The 19,326-nt window shown below is 69.4% G+C and carries 16 protein-coding genes; 8 read left to right on the top strand and 8 right to left on the bottom strand.

Annotated features, from left to right (window positions below):
- Nucleotides 1-11: 11 nt before the first annotated feature.
- The gene (locus OEB96_RS45570) at nucleotides 12-455 is read right to left on the bottom strand and encodes a VOC family protein (RefSeq protein ID WP_266223291.1); all 444 of its coding nucleotides are present in this window, start codon (nucleotides 453-455) and stop codon (nucleotides 12-14) included.
- A gap of 127 nt (nucleotides 456-582) precedes the next feature.
- Between OEB96_RS45570 and OEB96_RS45565 the strand changes: the two genes are divergently transcribed.
- From OEB96_RS45565 to OEB96_RS45555, 3 genes are all read left to right on the top strand, one after another.
- Complete coding sequence (locus tag OEB96_RS45565; protein WP_266223290.1) at nucleotides 583-1,569, top strand: NAD(P)-dependent alcohol dehydrogenase; 987 nt, start codon at nucleotides 583-585, stop codon at nucleotides 1,567-1,569.
- Nucleotides 1,570-1,656: 87 nt separating this feature from the next.
- Nucleotides 1,657-2,394 (top strand): hypothetical protein, encoded by a 738-nt coding sequence (locus OEB96_RS45560; protein ID WP_266223289.1) that lies wholly within the window; start codon nucleotides 1,657-1,659, stop codon nucleotides 2,392-2,394.
- 179 nt (nucleotides 2,395-2,573) lie between these two features.
- On the top strand, nucleotides 2,574-3,665 hold the full coding sequence (locus OEB96_RS45555) for an OmpA family protein (protein WP_266223288.1): 1,092 nt from the start codon (nucleotides 2,574-2,576) through the stop codon (nucleotides 3,663-3,665).
- 208 nt (nucleotides 3,666-3,873) lie between these two features.
- Here the strand turns inward: OEB96_RS45555 and OEB96_RS45550 are convergent, their stop codons facing one another.
- The 4 genes from OEB96_RS45550 to OEB96_RS45535 all read right to left on the bottom strand — a co-directional run bounded on the left by OEB96_RS45550 (nucleotide 3,874) and on the right by OEB96_RS45535 (nucleotide 11,844).
- Complete coding sequence (locus OEB96_RS45550; RefSeq protein WP_266223287.1) at nucleotides 3,874-5,433, bottom strand: endonuclease NucS domain-containing protein; 1,560 nt, start codon at nucleotides 5,431-5,433, stop codon at nucleotides 3,874-3,876.
- A gap of 211 nt (nucleotides 5,434-5,644) precedes the next feature.
- Nucleotides 5,645-9,151, bottom strand: coding sequence for a TonB-dependent receptor (locus OEB96_RS45545; protein WP_266223286.1), 3,507 nt, complete (start codon nucleotides 9,149-9,151; stop codon nucleotides 5,645-5,647).
- Between the two features lie 311 nt (nucleotides 9,152-9,462).
- Nucleotides 9,463-10,341: a GNAT family N-acetyltransferase gene (locus tag OEB96_RS45540; RefSeq protein ID WP_266223285.1), complete on the bottom strand. Its 879-nt coding sequence runs from the start codon at nucleotides 10,339-10,341 to the stop codon at nucleotides 9,463-9,465.
- 48 nt (nucleotides 10,342-10,389) lie between these two features.
- Complete coding sequence (locus OEB96_RS45535) at nucleotides 10,390-11,844, bottom strand: cytochrome P450 (RefSeq protein WP_266223284.1); 1,455 nt, start codon at nucleotides 11,842-11,844, stop codon at nucleotides 10,390-10,392.
- Between the two features lie 93 nt (nucleotides 11,845-11,937).
- Here OEB96_RS45535 and OEB96_RS45530 point away from each other — a divergent pair, with 93 nt between their 5' ends.
- The 4 genes from OEB96_RS45530 to OEB96_RS45515 all read left to right on the top strand — a co-directional run bounded on the left by OEB96_RS45530 (nucleotide 11,938) and on the right by OEB96_RS45515 (nucleotide 15,482).
- The gene (locus OEB96_RS45530) at nucleotides 11,938-12,600 is read left to right on the top strand and encodes a TetR/AcrR family transcriptional regulator (protein ID WP_266223283.1); all 663 of its coding nucleotides are present in this window, start codon (nucleotides 11,938-11,940) and stop codon (nucleotides 12,598-12,600) included.
- Nucleotides 12,601-12,640: 40 nt separating this feature from the next.
- Nucleotides 12,641-13,624 carry a class I SAM-dependent methyltransferase gene (locus OEB96_RS45525; protein ID WP_266223282.1) on the top strand — a complete coding sequence of 328 codons (984 nt, stop codon included), beginning with the start codon at nucleotides 12,641-12,643 and terminating at the stop codon, nucleotides 13,622-13,624.
- A 350-nt stretch (nucleotides 13,625-13,974) separates the two neighbouring features.
- Nucleotides 13,975-14,625, top strand: coding sequence for a hypothetical protein (locus OEB96_RS45520; protein WP_266223281.1), 651 nt, complete (start codon nucleotides 13,975-13,977; stop codon nucleotides 14,623-14,625).
- Complete coding sequence (locus tag OEB96_RS45515; RefSeq protein WP_266223280.1) at nucleotides 14,625-15,482, top strand: hypothetical protein; 858 nt, start codon at nucleotides 14,625-14,627, stop codon at nucleotides 15,480-15,482. Before OEB96_RS45520 ends, OEB96_RS45515 begins: the two co-directional genes overlap by 1 nt.
- Here OEB96_RS45515 and OEB96_RS45510 read toward each other — a convergent pair.
- On the bottom strand, nucleotides 15,460-15,963 hold the full coding sequence (locus OEB96_RS45510; protein ID WP_266223279.1) for a GNAT family N-acetyltransferase: 504 nt from the start codon (nucleotides 15,961-15,963) through the stop codon (nucleotides 15,460-15,462). The genes OEB96_RS45515 and OEB96_RS45510 overlap by 23 nt on opposite strands.
- Before the next feature lie 75 nt (nucleotides 15,964-16,038).
- Between OEB96_RS45510 and OEB96_RS45505 the strand changes: the two genes are divergently transcribed.
- On the top strand, nucleotides 16,039-16,437 hold the full coding sequence (locus tag OEB96_RS45505) for a hypothetical protein (RefSeq protein ID WP_266223278.1): 399 nt from the start codon (nucleotides 16,039-16,041) through the stop codon (nucleotides 16,435-16,437).
- Between the two features lie 58 nt (nucleotides 16,438-16,495).
- Here the strand turns inward: OEB96_RS45505 and OEB96_RS45500 are convergent, their stop codons facing one another.
- Both OEB96_RS45500 and OEB96_RS45495 read right to left on the bottom strand, forming a co-directional pair.
- Nucleotides 16,496-16,975, bottom strand: coding sequence for a hypothetical protein (locus tag OEB96_RS45500; RefSeq protein WP_266223277.1), 480 nt, complete (start codon nucleotides 16,973-16,975; stop codon nucleotides 16,496-16,498).
- A 59-nt stretch (nucleotides 16,976-17,034) separates the two neighbouring features.
- Nucleotides 17,035-18,792 carry an FG-GAP repeat domain-containing protein gene (locus tag OEB96_RS45495; RefSeq protein ID WP_266223276.1) on the bottom strand — a complete coding sequence of 586 codons (1,758 nt, stop codon included), beginning with the start codon at nucleotides 18,790-18,792 and terminating at the stop codon, nucleotides 17,035-17,037.
- Nucleotides 18,793-19,326: the final 534 nt, after the last annotated feature.

Below are 19,326 nucleotides of genomic sequence, written 5' to 3'. Positions count from 1 at the left end.
TTCGGGAGCTCCTAGCCGCGCACGCGCTCCATGAACCACCAGTGGTGCCCTTCGGGATCCACCGCGCGATAGGTCTTGTCGGCCCAGTAGTCGTCCCCGTAGTCGTGCACGGCCGGCACGTCGGCGATGACGGCCCCGGCGGCCTTGGCATGCGCGCAGTGGGCCTCGGCATCGTCCACGAACACGCACAGGGCCTGCGTGTTCTTGCCCTCCACGCCCCGGGGGCTGGCGCAGGGGATGCGGTTCGGATCCTCCTCGTGGGTGCGCAGGCCCCCCACCATGACGAGGCCGTCGCCATAGGTCAGCTCGCTGTGCACGATGCTGCCGCCCTCACCCTCGACCTTGAGGCGGACCTCGAAGCCGAAGGCGGTGCACAGCCAGTCGATGGCCGCGGCGGGGTCTTCGTAGAACACGGCGCTGGAGATGCGGGGCCAGTCCTTGGGAGTGGGTTTCATGGGTGTGGGCTCCTCGAGAGAGATGATTTCCGTTTCCGGAAATATTTAACCGATACGTTAATCGATTGCAAGCCCGCGGATCGCCGAGGCTCGTCCTTCGCGACGCGAAGTGGCATGGTCGACCGCGATGAAGGCTGTCGTCTGGACGAGCTACGGCCCTCCGGAGGTCTTGCGGCTGCAGGAGGTGCCAGACCCGGTCGCGGGCACGGGCGAGGTCCTGGTGCGGGTCCACGCCACCTCGGTCTCGACCGGAGACTGCGAGATGCGGTCGCTCGCGCTACCGCTGCTGTTCCGGCTGCCGCTTCGGCTGTACGTGGGCTTTTGGCGGCCTCGGCGGGTGACCGTGCTGGGGCAGGAGCTGGCCGGGGAGATCGTGGAGGTGGGCGAGGGGGTCACGGGCTTCGCCGTGGGCGACCGGGTCTTCGTGGCCACCGATTTCGGCCTGGGTGGCTATGCCGAGCTCCGCCGCGTCCCCATCATCGCCGACGGTGGAGCGATTGCCCGCCAGCCCGCCAACGTCGACCACGCCACGGCCGCGATCGTCCCGCTGGGTGGGCTCGAAGCGCTCTACTTCCTGCGCAAGGCCGAGCTCCGCGCGGGCGAGCGCGTGTTGATCAACGGAGCCGGCGGGAGCATCGGGACCTTCGGGGTGCAGCTGGCCCGGCACTACGGGGCCGAGGTGACCGCGGTCGACCACGGCGACAAGCTCCCGATGCTGCGCTCGATCGGGGCCGACCACGTCATCGACTACACCCGGGAGGACTTCACGCGACGCGGCGAGACCTACGACGTGATCTTCGACGTGGTGGGGCGCAGCCCGTTTCGTCGCAGCGTACGGGCGCTGAGGGACGGCGGGCGCTACGTGCTGCCGAACTTCCGGGTGCTGCTGATGCTGCGGGGATGGTGGGTGTCGCTGACGAGCCGCAAGCGGCTGGTGCTCGGCACGGCCAGCCGTACCACTGCGGAGCTGATCGAGCTGCGCGAGCTGATCGAGGCGGGAGCGATCCGCCCCGTGCTCGATCGCAGCTTTGCGCTGGAGGAGATCGTGCAGGCGCACCGCTACGTCGAGGCGGGACGCAAGCAAGGGGGCGTGGCGATCACCGTCGTGCGGTGACACCTGGTCGGAGCGCCGGTGTTTGGTCGTCTGGCCATGCACCGACGCTCGCTTCCGAGTCCCCCGCTCGTCGTCCAAACCCTCGCGATGCTGCTCGGCTTCGTGATGGTGGCCCTGAGGTTCATCGGCGAGGCTCACGCGGGCGAGCCTCGGGCGGGCCACACGATCGAGGCCGGGACCGGGTGGCAGAACAGCGGGGCGACCCGGGCGATGACATGGGAGCCCGGCGTGCAGGGCTCGCGCAAGGACGTCCCGGTGTTCGTTGGATGGAGCCGCACCGGCCACCGCCGGCTCTACTACGCGCCCTCGGTCCGGTTGCAGTACACCAACACCTGGTCGATGGGCGGCGCGATGAACCTGCTGGGCGTCGAGCTCGGGCTTGGCGGGCTGGGGGTCTATCTCACCGAGCCGCCCCGCGCGGTCGTGCCTCGCATGGGGCGGTGGTTCGTAACCGCGGAGGTCGACCTCGCCAACCTACGCATCGGCGCCAATCTGACCCCGAATCGGCCCGGGCACTCCGAGGTGCCCGATCCCGACGCCCACCGCGACCACATTCGCGAGCTCCAGGCCGCCGACCGCACCGACGAGCTGGACTTCACGATCCAGCACTACCCGTTCGGCAACTATTCGTACGTCGCGCTCGCGTTTCCCGTGCAGATCCGGGCGTGGAAGATGATCCGCGAGGATCTCGGCGTGGGCTTCTTCTTCGAGTCGACGGTCACCGCCCTCGAGTGGCCGCTCGACCGCCCGGTGTCCAAGGCGGCGTTTGGCTACAACGTGGTCTGCGGGCTCGCGATCCACCTCGCGCCTCGGCGACGACGATGAGCAGGAGTCGAGTCGTCGTTGCCAGGCGAGCTCGATCGGCCGTGAGCGGAAGCCCAGTCGGCCTTGGCCTCCCCGGCCGGAGCATCCGCGGTGCGCCGCAGCGCCCGGTGCTCGTCATGAGGTCGATGGAACCGTTTCGCTTGCCGCTGACCCGGCGCGAGGATACCAATTGAGGCCAGATGCTCGGTCCGACGACACGGAGCACGTGGTGCATGGGGCTCGCGCTGGGGCTGACGCTCGCCGCGAGCCCGGCGTGCGCTCCTCCCTACCCCACGTGCAACCACCACAAGCACTGCAAGCTCAACGAGGGCGAGCGCTGCGTCGAGGGCGTCTGCCAGGAGTGCCAGACCGACGCCGACTGCACCGATCCGGCTCAGCCCCGCTGCGAGCAGTTCCGCTGCACCGAGCCGCCCACCACACAGCCCGGTCCCTCGCAGGCGCCGGTGTCACCGCCGCCCTGCACCGCCACGTCCGACTGCAACGCCGGGCTCGTGTGCATCGAGGGCAGCTGCGAGGTGTGCACCGAGGACGCGCAGTGCTCCCCGGACCGCTGTGACCGAGCCGCGGGTCGCTGTGCTGCGGCCGATACGTCCGAGCCGGACCTCACGCCGGCGCACGTCGATGCTCCGGCCGCGAGCACGCCGGCGTTCGCCCCCGAGCTCACCGATGCATACCGGGCCTGGCTGCTCGCACGCTGGGAACTCGCCCTGCGCGGCAACGCAAGGCCCGAGCTCTACGCGCCGTGCCGGGCCGGTCGTCACTGTCGGCTGCGCTGGGACGCGGAGTGGCTGCTGTTCGAGTCGGGCTCCGCCGACGTCCCCACCGATCCCGAGCTGGTGCCGATGCTCGCCGACGGAATGAGCAAGGATCCGAGCGCTCGCCTGCTGATCGTGGGCCACGCCGGGACCGACGAGGACGAGCCGCAGTCCCTTGCCCTCATCCGCGCCGAGCGAGTTCGTGCGTGGTTGGTGAGCGAGGGGCTCGATGCCAGCCGCATCTCGACCCGCGGCGAGGGAGCGTCTCGCCCCGTGTACCGCCCCTCGGCCGAACGCAAGCACCAGCTCGATCGCCGGGTGGAGCTGTTGCTCAGCAGCGACGCGAGCCCGGTGGGGTGGTGGTCCACGCCACACACGGACGCTGCGAAGCGCAAGCCGGGCCGGGGCAAGAAGGCACAAGAGCACGTGCCGACCACCGATCCCACGCCGGAGCCCACGCCGGCGCCCGAGCCCCACCCGGCACCGCCACCGGCACCAGCACCGCGATCCGGTTGACGCAGGAGACGCGCGTCTCGATCTTCGATCCGAGCCACGAGCCCACGAGCCCGGTCGGACACCAACGATCCGCCCTGTTGAGGAGGACGAGCATGGCTCATCGCCGGCTCTCGAAGTAGAGCCTGTGGGCTTCATCGTGCTGTCTCATGCGGTCGGTGGGGCTGAGGGCCAGGTTGCGCTCGAGCAGGGTGGCGCTGCCCCGCCGTCCTCAGCACCCCACGATGTGCACCGGCTTGCCGCGGTGCTCCACCTCGCGGGTGGTCAACCGCTCCTTCCAGGGCAGCGTCGACCGCAGGTCGAACATCACCAGCCAGCCTTCGGGCAGCCCGGCGTGGTCGAGGTATCGCACGAGCTGGTCGAGCGCCTCGGTCTCGGTCTCGGTATCGCGGCGCAGCTTGAGCTCGATCGCGTGTCGATGCCCCCGCCACTCCACCAGCAAGTCGAGCGCCCCTCGACCCAGCGCGTACTCGCGTTCGATCCGCTCGCCCCCGTTGACCACCCGCTGCAGGAACGCCATGAGCATCAGGTGTGGACCCGCCTCGCGGTAGTGGAAGCCGTCGGCCGCGAGGTGCCCATCCTTGCGCCAGAATTCCTGCCAGTCGGCCATGAGCTTGGGCATGTCGAGCGAGCCGTCGGGTCGCACGTACCACGCGGGCTCGTTGGCGATCTGCATCTGCTGGTTGTAGGTGAGCGCACGAGGAAGGACCTCGGCGTAGATCGGGTTGGCGATCTCGTACTTGCCCCCGCTGGCGCGCAACAGGCCCAGGCCCAGCACGTAGGCAAAGTCGTCGTCGAGCACGTCGCCCGTGGCGCGGTCGCCCACCAGCATGGGCGCGAGGATCCGCCGCACCCGGTCCTCGCGCAGCCGGGCGACCAGCGAGTCGATGTGGGTGCGGCGCTCAAGGATGATCGTCTCCTTGGCCGCGTCGACGTGGGCTGCCGTGATTTCCTCCGCGCGATCGGTCACGTCACGGCGCACGATCTGATCGGCGAGGGCGTTGGTGAGCCATGGGTGCCCGCGGCCCAGCACTCCGATTCGCGCCACGGCTTCGGGCGAGAACCGCTGCTCGGTGGCCGCCGTGTGCTGCTCGAGCAGCTCGCCCACCTCGGCCTCGGTGAAGGGGCCCAAGGTCGTGGCCTCGGCGGTGATGTTGAACGGTGACGTCGTGCCGAGCCACGCGAGCGCCTGGCGCTCCTCCTCCCGCACTGCGTAGTCCCGCACCTGCCGCTGCCCCACCAGCACCACGCTGGCCGGAAACGGCACGCGGCTGCGCTCGATGTAGCCATGCCGCAGCTGGGTGAGGAACGAGACCATCGCCTCGCCGACCAGACCGTCGGCCTCGTCGAGCAGGAGCACCAGCGGGCGTGGGTCGAGGGCGACGAGGCGCCGAAGGTAGCGGAGCAACGCTCGGTCGGCCGTGGCGAGCATGGCATCGAGCTCGTCGCGCGGCAGCCGGGGAAGATCCGGACGCCGGGCGGCGAGGACGTCCTCGAAGCTGGCCAGGATCACCTTCATCGCCCGCTCGACGTCGGGCTTCTCGCGCGCGGTCTGGAGGTCGACCCACAGCCCCCAACGGTCCCCCGTTGCGTTGACGTGATCCTCGAGCCACATCGCGCTGGTGGTCTTGCCCGTCTGCCGCCCGGCGTGCAGCGTGAAGTAGCGACGTGCCTCGATGAGCGCGAGCACGTCGTCCAGCCGGCGCTCGGGCGGGAGCATGTAGTGCTCGCCCGGGATGCACGGACCGGAGGTATTGAAGAACGGGAGCATGGCACGGCGCGGCGGGTGTCGAGCGCCCTCGATTAGCCTACCACCTCCACGAGAGGGTCCTGCCATGGACGTCGGAGCTCGGCGGTCGCGAGGCCGGTGGGTCCGCGCGTCCCAGCGGGCTAGGCGTCGTCTACCACCGCGACCTACGCCGCGAGCAGAGTAGGGCAAGCTCGAGCCGATGCTTGCCTACCGCTGCCCGCGGGGGCCGAGGCTAGAATCGCAGCTGCAGCTCGAAGCTCGCCGCCAGTGGCGTCTGGAACGAGGTCTCCACGCCGAAGTTGCCCTGCGGCGCCAGCACGGTGCGCTGGAAGAACTCGGTGGGGTTGCCCTGGTTCTGGATCTTGGTGTGCTTGAGGTCGTTGAGGTCGGCGCCAGCCACCGGGCGGGTGTTCTGGAACGAGTAGATCTCGTCCACTCGGATCACGGCCCGCGAGTTGGTGATGTTGATGACGCGCGCCGCCGCCTCGATCTCGAGGTCCCCGGGCAGGGGATAGGCGTAGCTCATGCTCAAGTTCCAGAAGTAGTTGGGCTCGACGCGACCACCCGCGCCGCGCGGCACCACGTAGACGGCCCCGATGCCGTAGAGGTTGTTGCCGGCCTTGAGCGAGATCGGGTAGCCCGAGGTGAAGCGGAAGCTGGTGCCCAGGGTCAGGCGCCCGGCCTCGCGCAGGTCGAACGAGTAGAAGCCGTCGAGCTTGACGCGGTGCGGGATGTCGCTGGACAGCGGGCCGAAGCTGTTGCGCACCAGCTCGGGGATGTCGTACTGCGCGCTCGCACCGAGGTTGATGGCGCCGGTGATCGGATCGACGAAGCCGTCGTAGTTGCCCACGGTGCGGCTGAAGGTGTAGGAGCCGAGCAGCGTCCAGTTGCGAGCGAAGCGCTTCTTCACCTCGAAGGTGAAGGCGTCGAAGTTGCGGGTGGGACGGTCGAACAGCGAGTTGATCTTGCCGAACGCGTCGGCCAGGAACGAGCAGCGCTGCAGCTCGCGGGCGATCTGCGGCCGCGAGGGGTCGTCCATCTCCAGCGACTGGAGCTGGGCATCGAGCTCGTCGCACTGGGCCTGCTGGCGCTGGATGTCCTCCTGCGCCACCTCGACCCCGGGGTTGGCGATGATGAAGTTCAGGCCGCCGTTGGTCGAGATGTCCTCGACCGCGCGCCCGAGGTTGGTGTGGAGCCAGCGCACCCCGAGCGTGAGGTCCTCGATGACCTCCTGCTCGTAGCCCATCTGGAACTGCTGGTTGTACTGACCCTTGAGCTTGGGCACCACGGCGCCCTCGGTGAGCTGGGTGGTGCCCTGGGCGAAGTCGGGGCAGTACTCGGTGGGCTGCCCGTTCTCCTCGCGCGGGAAGGTCTCGCCGTTGATGGTGACCTGCTGGCCCTGGCACTGGGCGTTGCGGTAGGTGCGGTACACGTCGACGAGACCGCCGAACACGCGCGAGTTCAGCTGGAGCGGGAGCTGCTGGTAGAACCAGCCGTAGCTGGCGAACAGGCGGCTGCGACCCTCGTCGGTCCAGTCGTAGACGACGCCCACGCGCGGGGCCACGTTGTCCCAGATGAGGATGGCGCGATCACCCAGGATGTCGCGCATGTCCTGCAGCTCCCAGCGCACGCCGGCCGAGAGGAACAGGTTGCTGAGGATGGCCCAGCGGTCCTGCAGGAACAACGCGTAGTTCTGCGTGGTGGTGGTCTCGTCGTACCGGGGCACGCGCACGCCGGCGCCCAGCGGGGTCGAGATGGCCCGCAGCTCGCCCTGCTCCTTGCGCACGCGGCCGTAGCCGAGCGACTGGCGCAGGTCGGGGTTGTCGGTGTCGACGCGGATGTAGCGGTGGTTGTCGACCCGGTTGGCGGTGGAGATCACGTAGTCGTTGTTGGCGGCGTCGTAGCACCACTCGCCGCCCTCGTCGTCGGCCTGGCCACCCAGGCCCATCTGCGAGCAGTTGTCGTAGAAGTCGGCGGAGTTGGAGCCCGAGTACTGCGAGATCGTGCGCCGCGCGAGGTGCTCGAACTGCATGCCGTACTTGACCTGGTGCGAGCCGGCGGCATTGAAGAAGTGGGTGAGCGCCAGGCGGCTCTCGACGCGACGGCTGCGGTCGACGCCGAAGGCCCCGATGCCGCCCGAGAGCCACAGGCGCACGGGGCAGGCCAGGCCGGGCAGGTTCGAGGCGTTGCAGGCCTCGGCCACGCCCGGGACCAGGTCGAGACGACCGTCGCGGTCGAGGAACTCGAACAGGTTCTCGCCCTCGGTGTCGGACTCCTGGGTGGTGGGGATGTCCTTGAGCTCGGGCCGGTCGAGCCGCCAGGCGAGCTCGTTGGCGAACTGCGAGTACGACACGTTGGCGTCGATCTCGATCTTGTCGTCGGCCACGCGGCCGAGGTAGCCGAGCGCGGTGCTGAAGAAGTTGAAGCGGTCCCAGCCGAAGTGCTCGTTGACCACGCCGTTGGCGGTCAGCGCGGCCCCGCCGAGCGGATCGGCGGTGAGCGTGGGGTTGAACGGGTTGGTGGCCGAGCGCCGGTAGGTGCGGCGCACGAAGCTGGGGGTACCGCTGACGGTGGCGCGGATGCGGTGCCGGGGATTGATGGCCCAGTCGAGGCCGAACTGGTAGCCCGCCTGCACGCCGCCGGTGAAGAACTTCTGGTTGGCGAACTCCTCGGTGGCGATGTAGTCGCCACCATCGGCGCAGTCGAAGTCGCCGTTCTTGTAGGGGCAGTCCTCGTAGCCGCCCGAGCCGTCCTTGTCGATGCGGTTGTGGAAGGTCTGCACCAGCGAGTTGCGGCCGCCGGTGGTCGAGATGCCGGCCGACCAGAACAGCTTGTCCTTGATGATGGGACCGCTGGCGGCGACCACCCCCTGCATGACGAAGTCGGGGGTCTCGGTGGCCCGGACCGCGTTGTCGGTGCCCTGGATGAAGCGCGGCTCGGCCAGGCGCGGGGTGTAGGTGAAGCGGGCGACGCCGCGCAGGGTGTTGGTGCCCGACAGGCGGCGAGCCGAGACCTGCCCGCCCGCCACGCCGCCGTACTCGGCGTCGTAGCCGGCCTCCTGCACCTCGACCTCCTCGATGAACTCCTGGACGATCGAGGCGCCGACGGTGCCGAACGCGGGGTTGTTGACGTTGGCGCCCTCGACCACGTACTTGCTCTCGGCGCCGGTGGTGCCGGCCAGGCTGATGCCGGCCGCGTCGCGCGAGGCGGTGGCGGAGCTCTCGACCACCTGGGTGAAGTCGCGGCTGGTGGAGTTGCCGATGGGGATGTTGCGGAACTCCTCCATGCTCACGGTGCGGCCCACGGAGGTCTTCTGCTCGACCGGCTGGGCCTCGACCCGGATCACGCGACGGAACTCGTTGTCGGGGTCGATGGAGAAGTTGGCGCGGAACTTGGCGCCGCTGGGGAGGGTGGCGACCTTGGACACGTCGGCCTGGCCGACCAGCACCTGCACCGTGTAGGTGCCGGGGGGCAGGTCGCGGAACGCGTAGAGGCCATTGGAGTTGGTCTGGGTCTCGCGGGCCTCCTGTAGACAGGAGCACTGGAGGATCACGAGCGCGCCTTCGACCGGCTCCTTGGTGCCGGCGTTGGTGACGACGCCGCTGATGGTGCCGCTGGCTGCGTAGGCCTCCGACGGCGCGCCAACGAGCACGGCGGCGGCGGCGAGGGGCGCGGCAGCGAGCGAGCAGATGGACAGCGCGGCGCGGAGGAGGACCCGAGGACGAGGTGGCGTCGACACTTGGATGATCTTTCCCGGGAAGTCGGCGGAGCCAGCCGAGGGGACCGCATCCGCGGCACTGGCACCGTGGCGCATGATCGCGTCCAAGGGCCCTTGGGGCAAGGCCGTTGGGATGATCCTCGGGGCGGATGGGGGTCGGGCGGGGGTCGGCGCTCGAGGCCGGCACTCGGGTCGGCGCTCGGGGCCGGCACTCGAGGCCGGCCCGGCCGGGTGGGAGACGCGGCCGGCTCGAGCCCCCGCCGGCGCCGGCCGACCGCGAATTTGGCCAAGGATCTCCAGGAGATCGACGAGCTGGGCGTGAGCCGGACTGGTCAGGAGGTCAGGGCTTCGCGCACGAGGATCGCGCGGGTATAGAGCAGCTCGAACCCATGGCGCTGGACGTTGTGCTGCGAGCGAGATCCGGGCAAAGTGGTCACCACGGCCAGATCGCAGCCCGCGGACGCGGCTTCACCCAGGCGCGCGGCCAACAGGGCTCCCTGGACCCCGCGACGGCGGTGAGCCGGCACCGTGGACGTGCCGCACAGCTGGGCCACGCCCTCGTGCATGCGCATGGAGGCTCCGCCGGCCGGCTCGCCGTGGCGGCGGGCGAGGTAGCAGCGAAAGCCCTCGGTGCGGGCCATGCTGCCCATCACCGGCTCGAGGCTCTCGCGGGGGAATTCCTCGTGCGACTCGACGCCCTGTCCATCGGGGTGAGCAAAGCCGGTCACCACGGTGTCGAGCCACGCCGCCAGCCCGTCGCCCTCCACCGGGGAGATCTCCACCTCCTGGGCCGCCCCCTGGGCCGCCCCCTGGGCCGATGGGATCGGCGGCCGGTCGGGCGCGGCCGGGGTCAGCCGGCGGCCGAGCACGTTCTCGAAGCCCACCAGCACGTAGCCACGCTCGGTGAGCCGGCGGCCGATCGACGGATCGGCCAGGCACGACAGCTCGATCTGCACCGGCGCTCGCACCCGTGCGAACGCCTGCTCGATCGCCTCGAGCTCGTCCGGCACGAAGGCACCTTGCAAGCCGGCCCCGGCGACCTTGGCGAGCGGCGAGCCGGGGCCGGAGTAAGCGGCCCAGCCACCCGCGAACGGGAGCACGAACGTCTGCTGACCCTCGCGCTCGCGCGCGGCCGTCCGGGTGCAATCCACGACGAGCCGTGCCTCGGCCTGCTCGATGCGAGCTGCGAGCTCGACGCTGCAAAAGAGCATGCGCCGGAGGGTAGCGATGCCGGGGAAGGCGCGATAGCCCGGGTCGGCTCAGGCGGCGAGCGCCGGGTCGAGATCCGCGAGCCGATGCAGCCGGCCCCGCATGCCTCCGCGCGGGCGTAGGGTCACGGCCGGATCGAACCCGATCGACTCGGGGTCGAATACCTCCACCGCGTAGCGCTGGATCACGGTGGCGAGGATGATCTTGGCCTCCATCAGCGCGAAGTGGTTGCCGATGCAGATCCTAGGGCCGGCACCGAACGGCATGTAGGCGAGCTTGTGACGCTCACGCAGGCTCGCGGGGGCATCGGGGGCGAAGCGATCGGGGTCGAAGCGCAGCGGATCCTTCCACAGGGCAGGGTGGCGGTGGAACACCCACGGCGCCGTGGCCACCACGGTGCCTGCGGGGATCCGATGGGGACCCAGGCGATCCTCGGCCAGGGCCTGCCGCTCCACGATCCACGCCGGCGGGTAGAGCCGCAGGACCTCGTCGATCACCTGGCCGGTGTACACGAGCCGAGGCAGGTCCTCGAAGCGAGCCGCTCGGCCCCCGAGCACGGAGGTGGCCTCCTCGCGCACGCGGGCGGCCACCTCCGGGTGCTGATGCAGCAGCATCCACGTCCAGCTCATGGCGGTGGCAATGGTCTCGTGGCCGGCCAGGAACAGGGTCATGACCTCGTCGCGGAGCTGCTGGTTGGTCATGCCGGTCGACTCGTCTTCGGACCTGGCCACCTCGGCCGCGTCTTCGTCGGTGGCGGCCATCAGCATGCCGAGCAGGTCGTCGCGGGGAGCCTCGCCGCGGGAGAGGTCGGTGCGGCGCTGCTCGATGATGCCGTGCACGATCGCATCGAGCGTGCGCTTGGCCCGACCAAAGCGCAGGTTGCTGGGCGTGGGCACCCAGAGCGGGATGCGGACCAGCGACTCGGCGTACTCGTTGGCCTTGTGCATGCAGGTGGTGACGGCGGGACCGAGCGCGCCGAGGTCCGTGCCGAGGTCGGTCCCGAACAGGGTGCGGCCCACGATGCGCAGGGTCAGCTGCATCATCTCCTCGTGCACGTCGACGTTGGCGGGAGCCCGCTGATCCCACTGGTCGAGCCGCTCGCCGACGCACTCGCTCATGGTGTCGGCCAGCGCCGCCAGTCGCTGGCGGTGGAACGCGGGCTGGGCCAGCTTGCGCTGCCGCTTCCAGTGCTCGCCCTCGCTGGTCACCAGGCCGTCGCCCATCACCAGGCGCAGGCCCGCGTAGTTGCGGCTCTTGACGTAGTTGCGATGGTTGCCCACCAGCACGTGATGGGCGTAGTCGGGGTTGGCCACCGACACGAAGCGCAAGGGGCCCACGCGAAAGCAGGTTGCATCGCCGTACTGCTCGCGCGCGCGGGTCAGGTGCAGCAGCGGATCTCGCAGCAACGCGAGCACCGCGAAGGGATTGCGTCCGGAGGGACCCGGGGGCAGTCCGTCGTCATCGAACCCGAGCCAGCGACCGAGAGAATGTGAGGCCGTCCTCATATTTGACAAGAACATGAGGCTTGCCTCAGATTTTGTCGAGCGGTGGGGACGAGCACGAAGACCAGGAGCCCGAAGAAGGCGGCCAAGAGGGCCGTGGAGGGCCATTCGCGGGGCAGTGTGGCCGAGGCCGGAGGCGCTCGGCGGCGGCGCCCCACCCAGCAGCGCAGCCAGCGCAGGCTCGAGGCGATCCTCGAGGCAGCGGCGGAGTCGTTTGCCGAGCACGGCTTCTCCGACACCACGATGGAGGGGATCGCCGCGCGGGCGGGCACCTCGATCGGCTCGCTCTACCAGTTCTTCCCCAACAAGACCGCGGTGTTTCGCGAGGTGGCGCAGCGCTGCATGCAGCTGGCGCGACAGGGCTACGCGCAGCTCCTGGGTCCCGACCCGGTGCGGCAGCCGTGGTCGGAGCTGCTGTCGCGCTTCATCGACGGCTTTCGCCGCCTGCACCAGAGCAACGTGATGATGCAGGCGGTGTGGCGCAACCTCGAGATCTATGGAGAGTACGCCGAGGCCGACGAGGCCTTGCTGCGCGAGCTGGTGCAGGCGACCGCCGCTCTGTTCGCCGGGTGGGTACCCACGCTCGGCGACGAGCGGCGCGAGGTGGTCGCGACCATGGTCGTCAACACGGTGGCCTCGATGATGCTGGTGCTCGCCCGCGACCCCGACCCGGTGCGCGGGGATGCGATCGTGGAGGAGACCAAGCTGATGCTGGTGCGGTATCTGTCGGTTTACCTGGGCGAGCCCGCCGGCCGCTGAGCGAGCCCGGGAGCGTCGGACATCCGTGGCATGATGCTGCATGGAATCGGACGCCCCCGTGCTCGCGAGCGAGCCGCTCACGTCGATCATCGAGCACATTCGGTCGCGCCTGCTCGAGGGGGCCGGGGTGGTGCGCCTGCGGGTGCTCGACCCGGATCGCGGCGCCGGACGCTACGCGGGCGAGCCCGTGGTGGTGGGCGAGCGTGCGCATCGGCACCGGCCGCTGCGCGTGTGGGTCGACCTGGCCGATCGCATGGGTCTGCGGCTCTCCACTCCGCGCCCCGACGGCGAGGGCCTGATGCGGCTGGAGCTGCGGCCGCTCGACCCGACTGCTCGCTGGGAGCCCGGCGACGCGGTGCCGGTGACCGAGAAGTACGGCGCCGGCTCCGGCTACCAGCGGATCGACAAGGCCGAGGATCCGGGTCTGGTGCTCGACTTGGCCGATGCGCTCGAGCGCGTGGGGCTGGGACCCGGGGCACGCGTGCTCGATCTCGGGGTCAACACCGGTGAGGAGCTGCAGCTGCTCGGCACGCTGTGGCCCGAGCTCGCGCGCTCGGGGTGCTTCGTGGGCGTGGACCACAGCGCATCGGCGATCGAGGTGGCGCGCTCGCGGTTCTCCGATTCGACGCGCCATCACTTCGTGTGTGCCGAGCTCGCCGCGCTGCCCGAGCTTCCGCTGGGCGAGCCGTTCGATCTGGTGATCGCCCTGGGCACCCTGCACAGCCCCGGGGTCGACGACCGCGCGGTGCTGCGCCACGTGGTGCAGCAGCGATTGCGCTCCAACGGGAGCGTGATCCTGGGCGTGCCCAATTGCCGCTACGTGGACGGCGAGCAGCTCCACGGTGCGCGCATGAAGAACTTTCGCCAGCCCGAGCTCTCGCTTCTGGTCAAGGGCGTGGCGTTCTGGCGCCGCTATCTGCAGCAGCATCGACGCAAGGTCTACGTGACCGGCAAGCACACGGTGCTGGTGACCGGGGTGCCCTCGGGGCGCGCCGGAGCGGTCGATGTGGCGGCGCCAGAGTGAGGGGCCTTGCCTCCAGGATCGGGCGGACCCGGTCCGACCGAAGACGACCACCGTGCTCGAACGCCGTTGCTCCGGCGTAGCGCGGTGGCCCCTTGGACTCGGTTTTCGGTACGATGGGGATGGTGATCGGGGGACGCTCCGATCGGAACTGAAGAGGACCGATGTTCTGCCTCGACCTGGTGCTCGCCTCGATCCTGTCCGTCCAGCCGACGGACACGACCTCCCCGCCTGCGCCTGCACCCGCGCCCGCTCCGGCAACCGAATCCGCCGCGCCCGCGGGAGAGCCTGCACCGACCCAGCCCGCAGCGGAGGTGGTCCAACCCGCACCCGTACCGGTCCAGCCTGCGCCCGTGCCGGTCCAGCCCACGCCCGCGCCGGTCCAGCCTGCTTCCGGCGGCGAGCTGGCTCCTTCGTCACGCACCGCTCCGGCCGGACCCGAACCGAGTCCCGCCGCCGGCCTCGGCATGCTGGTCACCGGTCCGCTGCTGGTGCTCGTCGCCGTGCCGATGTCACTCGTGGGCAATGCCGCCTGGCGCAACAACTGCGGGCCGAACAGCTCGACCGGGGAGTGTGCCGACGGGAGCATCGGCTCGTTCGCCATGCACACCCTCGCCGCCTCCAGCTATGGACTGGGCATCACCTTCACTGGTCTCGGGGCCCGCAAGCGCGCGCCCTACTCGGTCTACTCCGGCCGTGCGCCCGATGGGGTGCCCATGATCATCACGGGATCGACCTTGTTGCCGCTGGGTCTGCTCGGCATGGGCATGGCCCGGCTGTTCCTCTGGATCGGGACCACCGATTGCCTCGAGTACTCCTGCGTCCAGAACCGCCAGAACCTCTCGACGTTCACCGTGGCCGCGGGGGCGGCGATCTCTGCCGCGGGGGCCGGGCTGCTCATGTATGGCGCTGGGGTCAAGCGTGCCCAGAAGCACCACGAACTCTCGCTCGCGCCCCGCTTCGGGCGCGGCTTCTCTGGCCTCGGCCTCACGGGGAGGTTCTGATGGCGAGCCGCGAATCACTGCTCTTGCTCGTGACACCGCTCGTGCTCGGCGGCTGTGTGCGCTGGGGGATCCCCGACGACGACTACGGCTACGACGACTACGGCTACGACTCCACGACCTACGATTATTACGACGACTCCACGACCTACGATCCCGACGGGACGAGCAGTGACGACGGCACGACCACCGCGAGCGAGCCGGACGTCCACCGCCGGCCGACGAGGGCCTGGCCGGAGCAGCGGCCGCTGAGCCCCGAGTCGCGGCTTTCGGCGTGGGGCAAGTCGGGCATCCCCACCGTCAACCTGGAGCTGATGGCCAACGTATTCCACGATCTGGCCGGGGTGGCTCCGGGCGAGGGCCCGTTGACGATCCTGTGGATTGCCGACTGCGATCCGCGGATCGACGCCGAGGGCTGCGGGGTCGGTGACGTCCAGCCCTTCTTCGACCTGGTCGACAGCCTGGGCACCATCGACTTCATGCCGCCGGAGGCCACCGATCCGTTCGCCTACGACGTGGTGGTCGCGGACTTCTGCGAGCCGATCGATGGCGAGGTGGTCACGGTCTTGCTGGAGGTGGGCATGGGGGTGCTCGCCCTCGGCGATCGCTCGTGCTCGACGCCCACGGGCACCAGCGCCAAGCTGGCCAACGACGTCATCGCCCACTTCGGCCTGCGCTTTGGCAGCCAGACGCTCGACGATCCACGGTTCCTCGTGCCTCCCGAGGCGCAGAGCGATCTGCTCGAGGGCATCGTCAGCATCGTCGCCTCGCACGTGTCGCTGCAGGAGACGCTCGATCCTGCGTTCGTCGTGGTCGAGGCGGCAGATGGCGTGCTGCTCAGCCGGAGGGCGGGGTCGTAGCGCCACTCGAACCCAGCCGCTTGCCCATCAGCAGCCGGGTGCTCTGGTGGTAGCCGAGCCCGCCGTACAAGTGGCGCGCGGGGTCGTTGTCGGAGCGAACCTCGAGCTGCAGTCGCATCACCTCGAGCACGGCGGCCTCGGCCTCGATCATCACGAGCGCCCGGCGGGCGATTCCTCGGTGTCGATGCTCCGGCACCACGTAGAGCTCGGTGAGGAACGCGTCGAGTCCCGGTAGCTCGAGATCGAAGTTGAAGGTGACCACCGCATAGCCGACCGGCTCGCGCTCGTGCTCGAGGATCCACACTCGACCGAGGATCGGCTCGCACAGCAGCCGGTCGAGCGCTCGCGCGTGCGCGTGCTCGTCCACCACGATGCCCTCGCTCGCGTTGAAGTCCCGCATCCACGGCAGCAGCTGCGCCGCGTCCTCGGGACCGGCCTGGCGCAGCGCGACCTCGACCTTGGGCTGGCTCGATGTCTCCACGCCGAGGATCTTGCGACGTGGCGGGGAGCACCGCCACTGACCATCGCGCGCCTCGCCCGTGATACCGTCGAGCCGATGGACGACCGTACCGACGATCCCGATCGCGCCGCCATCCTGGCCCGTCGGCAGCGCTTCATCGCGCTCGCGCTCTCGGGTCTCGCCGTGGCCTGCGGTGACGACGGTCCGTCCCCGACTCCGATGCCGTGCCTCGACGTGGGGCCGGTCACCACGTCGACCGCCGAGGACGACGGCAGCACGCTGGGGATGACCGGGCAGGTCGACGGCAGCACGACCGGGGGCAGCGACGGCAGTGCGACCGGGGACGACGGCGACACCACGGCCGGGAGCAGCGAGGGGCCCAGCAGCTCGAGCGCGAGCGAGGGCGACGCGGGGGCGTCGAGCACGGGCGGTGGCTCGGAGACCGACGAGGGCAGCACGGGGCGGCCGATGCCGTGTCTCGGGGTGATGCCGTAGCGGTCGGGTATCGCGATACCCAGTTGCACCGTCACGGGCATGGCACGCCGGGCCACCCTCAAGGGCATGGCGTGTCGGGCTCGATGGCGATGTAGGGCTCGCCATCGAACACGAGCGGACCCGAGTCCTCGAAGTGCAGCTCGATGAGCGAATAGATCAACGCAGCGCGGGCGAGCTCGGTTCCGCAGCACTGGAAGTCGCACGCGAAGGGGCTGTGCTCGAAGCCCTCGATGTAGACGAAGGCTCCGGGAGCACAGCTCTGATCGTTGGGATCATGGCCGTGGTCTGCGTGGGGATCGAGGGCCGAGAGCGTGTTCTGGAGCTCGGTGTGGGCGCGCTCGCTCAGGATCCCGCACTCGCGACGATCGTCGTCGCCCTTGATGCCGATGATGTCGATGCGGCGATCGAGCCGGAAGATCTGGGTGTGGGGGTGCCCGTACTCGAGGGTGCCGGGCGGCTCGGGGTCGCGCTGGGGCTCGGGCTCACAGCCCACGCCCAGCGACACCAAGACCGCCGCGGTGATGATGACTCTCCTCATGACCTCGTCTCCCTTGTAGCAGGGCTCCCCCGTTTCGTGTGTGTTCGATGCAACCATGGCTAGAATCCCCAGTGCATGCCGACCGGTGCAGCGTTTGGCGGTGTCGGCGCGACGCCTGCGCAATCGAAGTCACGCGCCCCTGGGATGCACCGCCACACGTGCAGCTCGTCACCGACCGCGTCGAACCACCCGATGTCGTGGCAGCCGTCGGCGTCGAAGTCGCCCACATAGGGACTGTAATCGCCCTCGAGCACGAAGGCCTCGGTCGCGTGGCCACCTGTGGCGTCGAAGTACCAGATGTAGCTCGGGTCGGTGGTGAACGCCGACGGGCCCTCGGCGACCATGCCCCAGCTGCGGTGCCAGAAGATGTCGTCGATGCCGTCGCCGTCGAAGTCGCCCACGAATGGGCGATGGGTCCTGCCGACTGCCTTGGGCATGACTGCGAAGACGAGCTCGTTCGCCGTGCTTTGGGAGAGCCACAGCACGTCCTCGATCTCGGAGAAGCCAGCGGCTTGGTTGCTGACCCCCTGCCACATGATGTCGGCCAAGCCATCGCCGTTGAAGTCTCCGATGGCTGGGATGTGCTCACCGGGGACGAGTCCCAGGTCGCCTCGAGCCGTCGTGGTGACCTCGACGAGGTCGAGCAGTCCGCCACCATGGCGCCAAGCGATCACGTTGCCCCCAGCCTGAGGCTCGAGCCACAGGATGTCGTCGGGGTGCTGGACGCCACGGTAGGGGGCTGCCAGGGGGTAGGCGTAGGCGGTCTGCTGCGGAACCTCGGTGACGACCGAGACCTGGTCGTTCGAGGTCACGAGCGCAGTGCTCTGTTCGGTGCCCGGTTGGTAGAGATACACGACGTCGCGCGCGAGATCCGAGCCGTCGAAGCGACCCACCACGGGCACCGCAAAGGCGTCGTGCGACCACTCGATGGCGGTCGTGCTTCCGCCCGAGTTGAGCACGACGAAGTCACGGACATCGGAGCCGGGGCCATGGAACAGCAAACCGAAACTGTCGGGCGCGGCGATGCGTAACGGGATGACGACCTCGCTCTGGTTGGGGTACCAGCCGTCGGGTGGGTTCTTGTTCGGTGACCAGTACGGGAACGGTTGCTCGATGAACGAGATCGCGCTACCCACGACCTGCGGACGCCAGAGCAAACCCTGGATGGACCCCTCGGAATGCCAGAGGAGCTCCGCGCCCCCGCCCGGGATTCCACCGTAGCGGTAGCCCATGGTGGGTGGCCTCGTCTCGAACCGTGAACGTGGAGTGTGATGCAAGTAGAAGCCGGAGAGTCGATCGCGGTGCGTGAGGATCTCAGCGCCGTCGGACAGGCCCGTGCACCCCGGCGTGGTCATGATCGATGCAGAATCGACAGGGGTGACCGGGCGTGGATCTGCGTCACTACAACCAGCTCCCACCGAACCTGGGTGGTTGACCTCCTCGTGGACGAACCCCATGACATGGCCGAGTTCGTGCCGAAGAACGGTACGGAGGAGTGACTCGTCGACGTTCCAAAGCAGATCGCCGTTGAGCAGCATCGCGCGTGTAAGTATTCCCCCAACGGGGTCGAGGTCTGGGTCGTTCCAAGCTTGGGGAACCGGGTTGGTCACTCCTTGCGTGGCACCCAGCGAATAGGTAAGGAAACCAAAATAGGATGGCGTACCCGCGGCACAGTCTGGTCTGAGGATCACGTCGCCGTTGGGTGCCAGGGTAGGATATGGATCAACCCCAGGTGTATCGTCGCCCACAACGTGTACGAAGTTCGCCCCCGTGACGCGTTCCCACTCGGCGGTGGTGTCAGCCAGTGAGCGGATCATTCGGCGGTAGTTGTCCTCGTTCTCCGCGTCGTCGCCAGGGACCGCGGTGATGCAGTACGACAGCTCGAGCTTGCGCGACTCACCCCACCGCTCGTGGATGTGCGGGCCCTGGGTGGTCGCGCCGAAGGGACGGCTCGGGGCGGTCAGGGCGAACGGCTCGGCGTGAGCGGCATGGCCTGAGCTGGGTTCGACCGGGGGCGGGGTGTCGCCGCGTAGGGTGACCACGCGCGTGATCGTCCCCGGCTGTGCGCGGGCCTCGAAGTCGTCGGGCGACCACCCCGGGGGCGGAGCCACCTGTGCGGGGCAGCTCGGTCCTCCCGGGCCAGGGTCTTGGTCGTCGGGCATCTCGTCGCCGCCCGTGCCGGATCCAGCAGGGCCGCTGTCGTCACCGCATGCAGGTGTGACCACCAGGATCGCAACGCCGAGCATGGCGCGTGCGAAGCAACGACCGCCAGCGAACGATCGCACGGCGATCTCGATGTGCGAGCCCACGAACGGCCATGGTGGCATGGCAACTTCGATGCAGGCAATACG

Source organism: Paraliomyxa miuraensis (assembly GCF_026337845.1).
Taxonomy (GTDB): Bacteria; Myxococcota_A; Polyangia; order Nannocystales; family Nannocystaceae; genus Paraliomyxa; species Paraliomyxa miuraensis.
Note: the sequence above shows the minus strand (reverse complement) of the source record. Positions and strands in the feature narration are given on the sequence as shown.

Coding starts and splice junctions, on each gene's coding strand:
- OEB96_RS45570 (WP_266223291.1), bottom strand. CDS start 455: ATGAAACCCACTCCCAAGGACTGGCCCCGCATCTCCAGCGCCGTGTTC.
- OEB96_RS45565 (WP_266223290.1), top strand. CDS start 583: ATGAAGGCTGTCGTCTGGACGAGCTACGGCCCTCCGGAGGTCTTGCGG.
- OEB96_RS45560 (WP_266223289.1), top strand. CDS start 1,657: ATGCTGCTCGGCTTCGTGATGGTGGCCCTGAGGTTCATCGGCGAGGCT.
- OEB96_RS45555 (WP_266223288.1), top strand. CDS start 2,574: ATGCTCGGTCCGACGACACGGAGCACGTGGTGCATGGGGCTCGCGCTG.
- OEB96_RS45550 (WP_266223287.1), bottom strand. CDS start 5,433: ATGCTCCCGTTCTTCAATACCTCCGGTCCGTGCATCCCGGGCGAGCAC.
- OEB96_RS45540 (WP_266223285.1), bottom strand. CDS start 10,341: ATGCTCTTTTGCAGCGTCGAGCTCGCAGCTCGCATCGAGCAGGCCGAG.
- OEB96_RS45535 (WP_266223284.1), bottom strand. CDS start 11,844: ATGAGGACGGCCTCACATTCTCTCGGTCGCTGGCTCGGGTTCGATGAC.
- OEB96_RS45525 (WP_266223282.1), top strand. CDS start 12,641: ATGGAATCGGACGCCCCCGTGCTCGCGAGCGAGCCGCTCACGTCGATC.
- OEB96_RS45515 (WP_266223280.1), top strand. CDS start 14,625: ATGGCGAGCCGCGAATCACTGCTCTTGCTCGTGACACCGCTCGTGCTC.
- OEB96_RS45505 (WP_266223278.1), top strand. CDS start 16,039: ATGGACGACCGTACCGACGATCCCGATCGCGCCGCCATCCTGGCCCGT.
- OEB96_RS45500 (WP_266223277.1), bottom strand. CDS start 16,975: ATGAGGAGAGTCATCATCACCGCGGCGGTCTTGGTGTCGCTGGGCGTG.
- OEB96_RS45495 (WP_266223276.1), bottom strand. CDS start 18,792: ATGATCCGCTCACTGGCTGACACCACCGCCGAGTGGGAACGCGTCACG.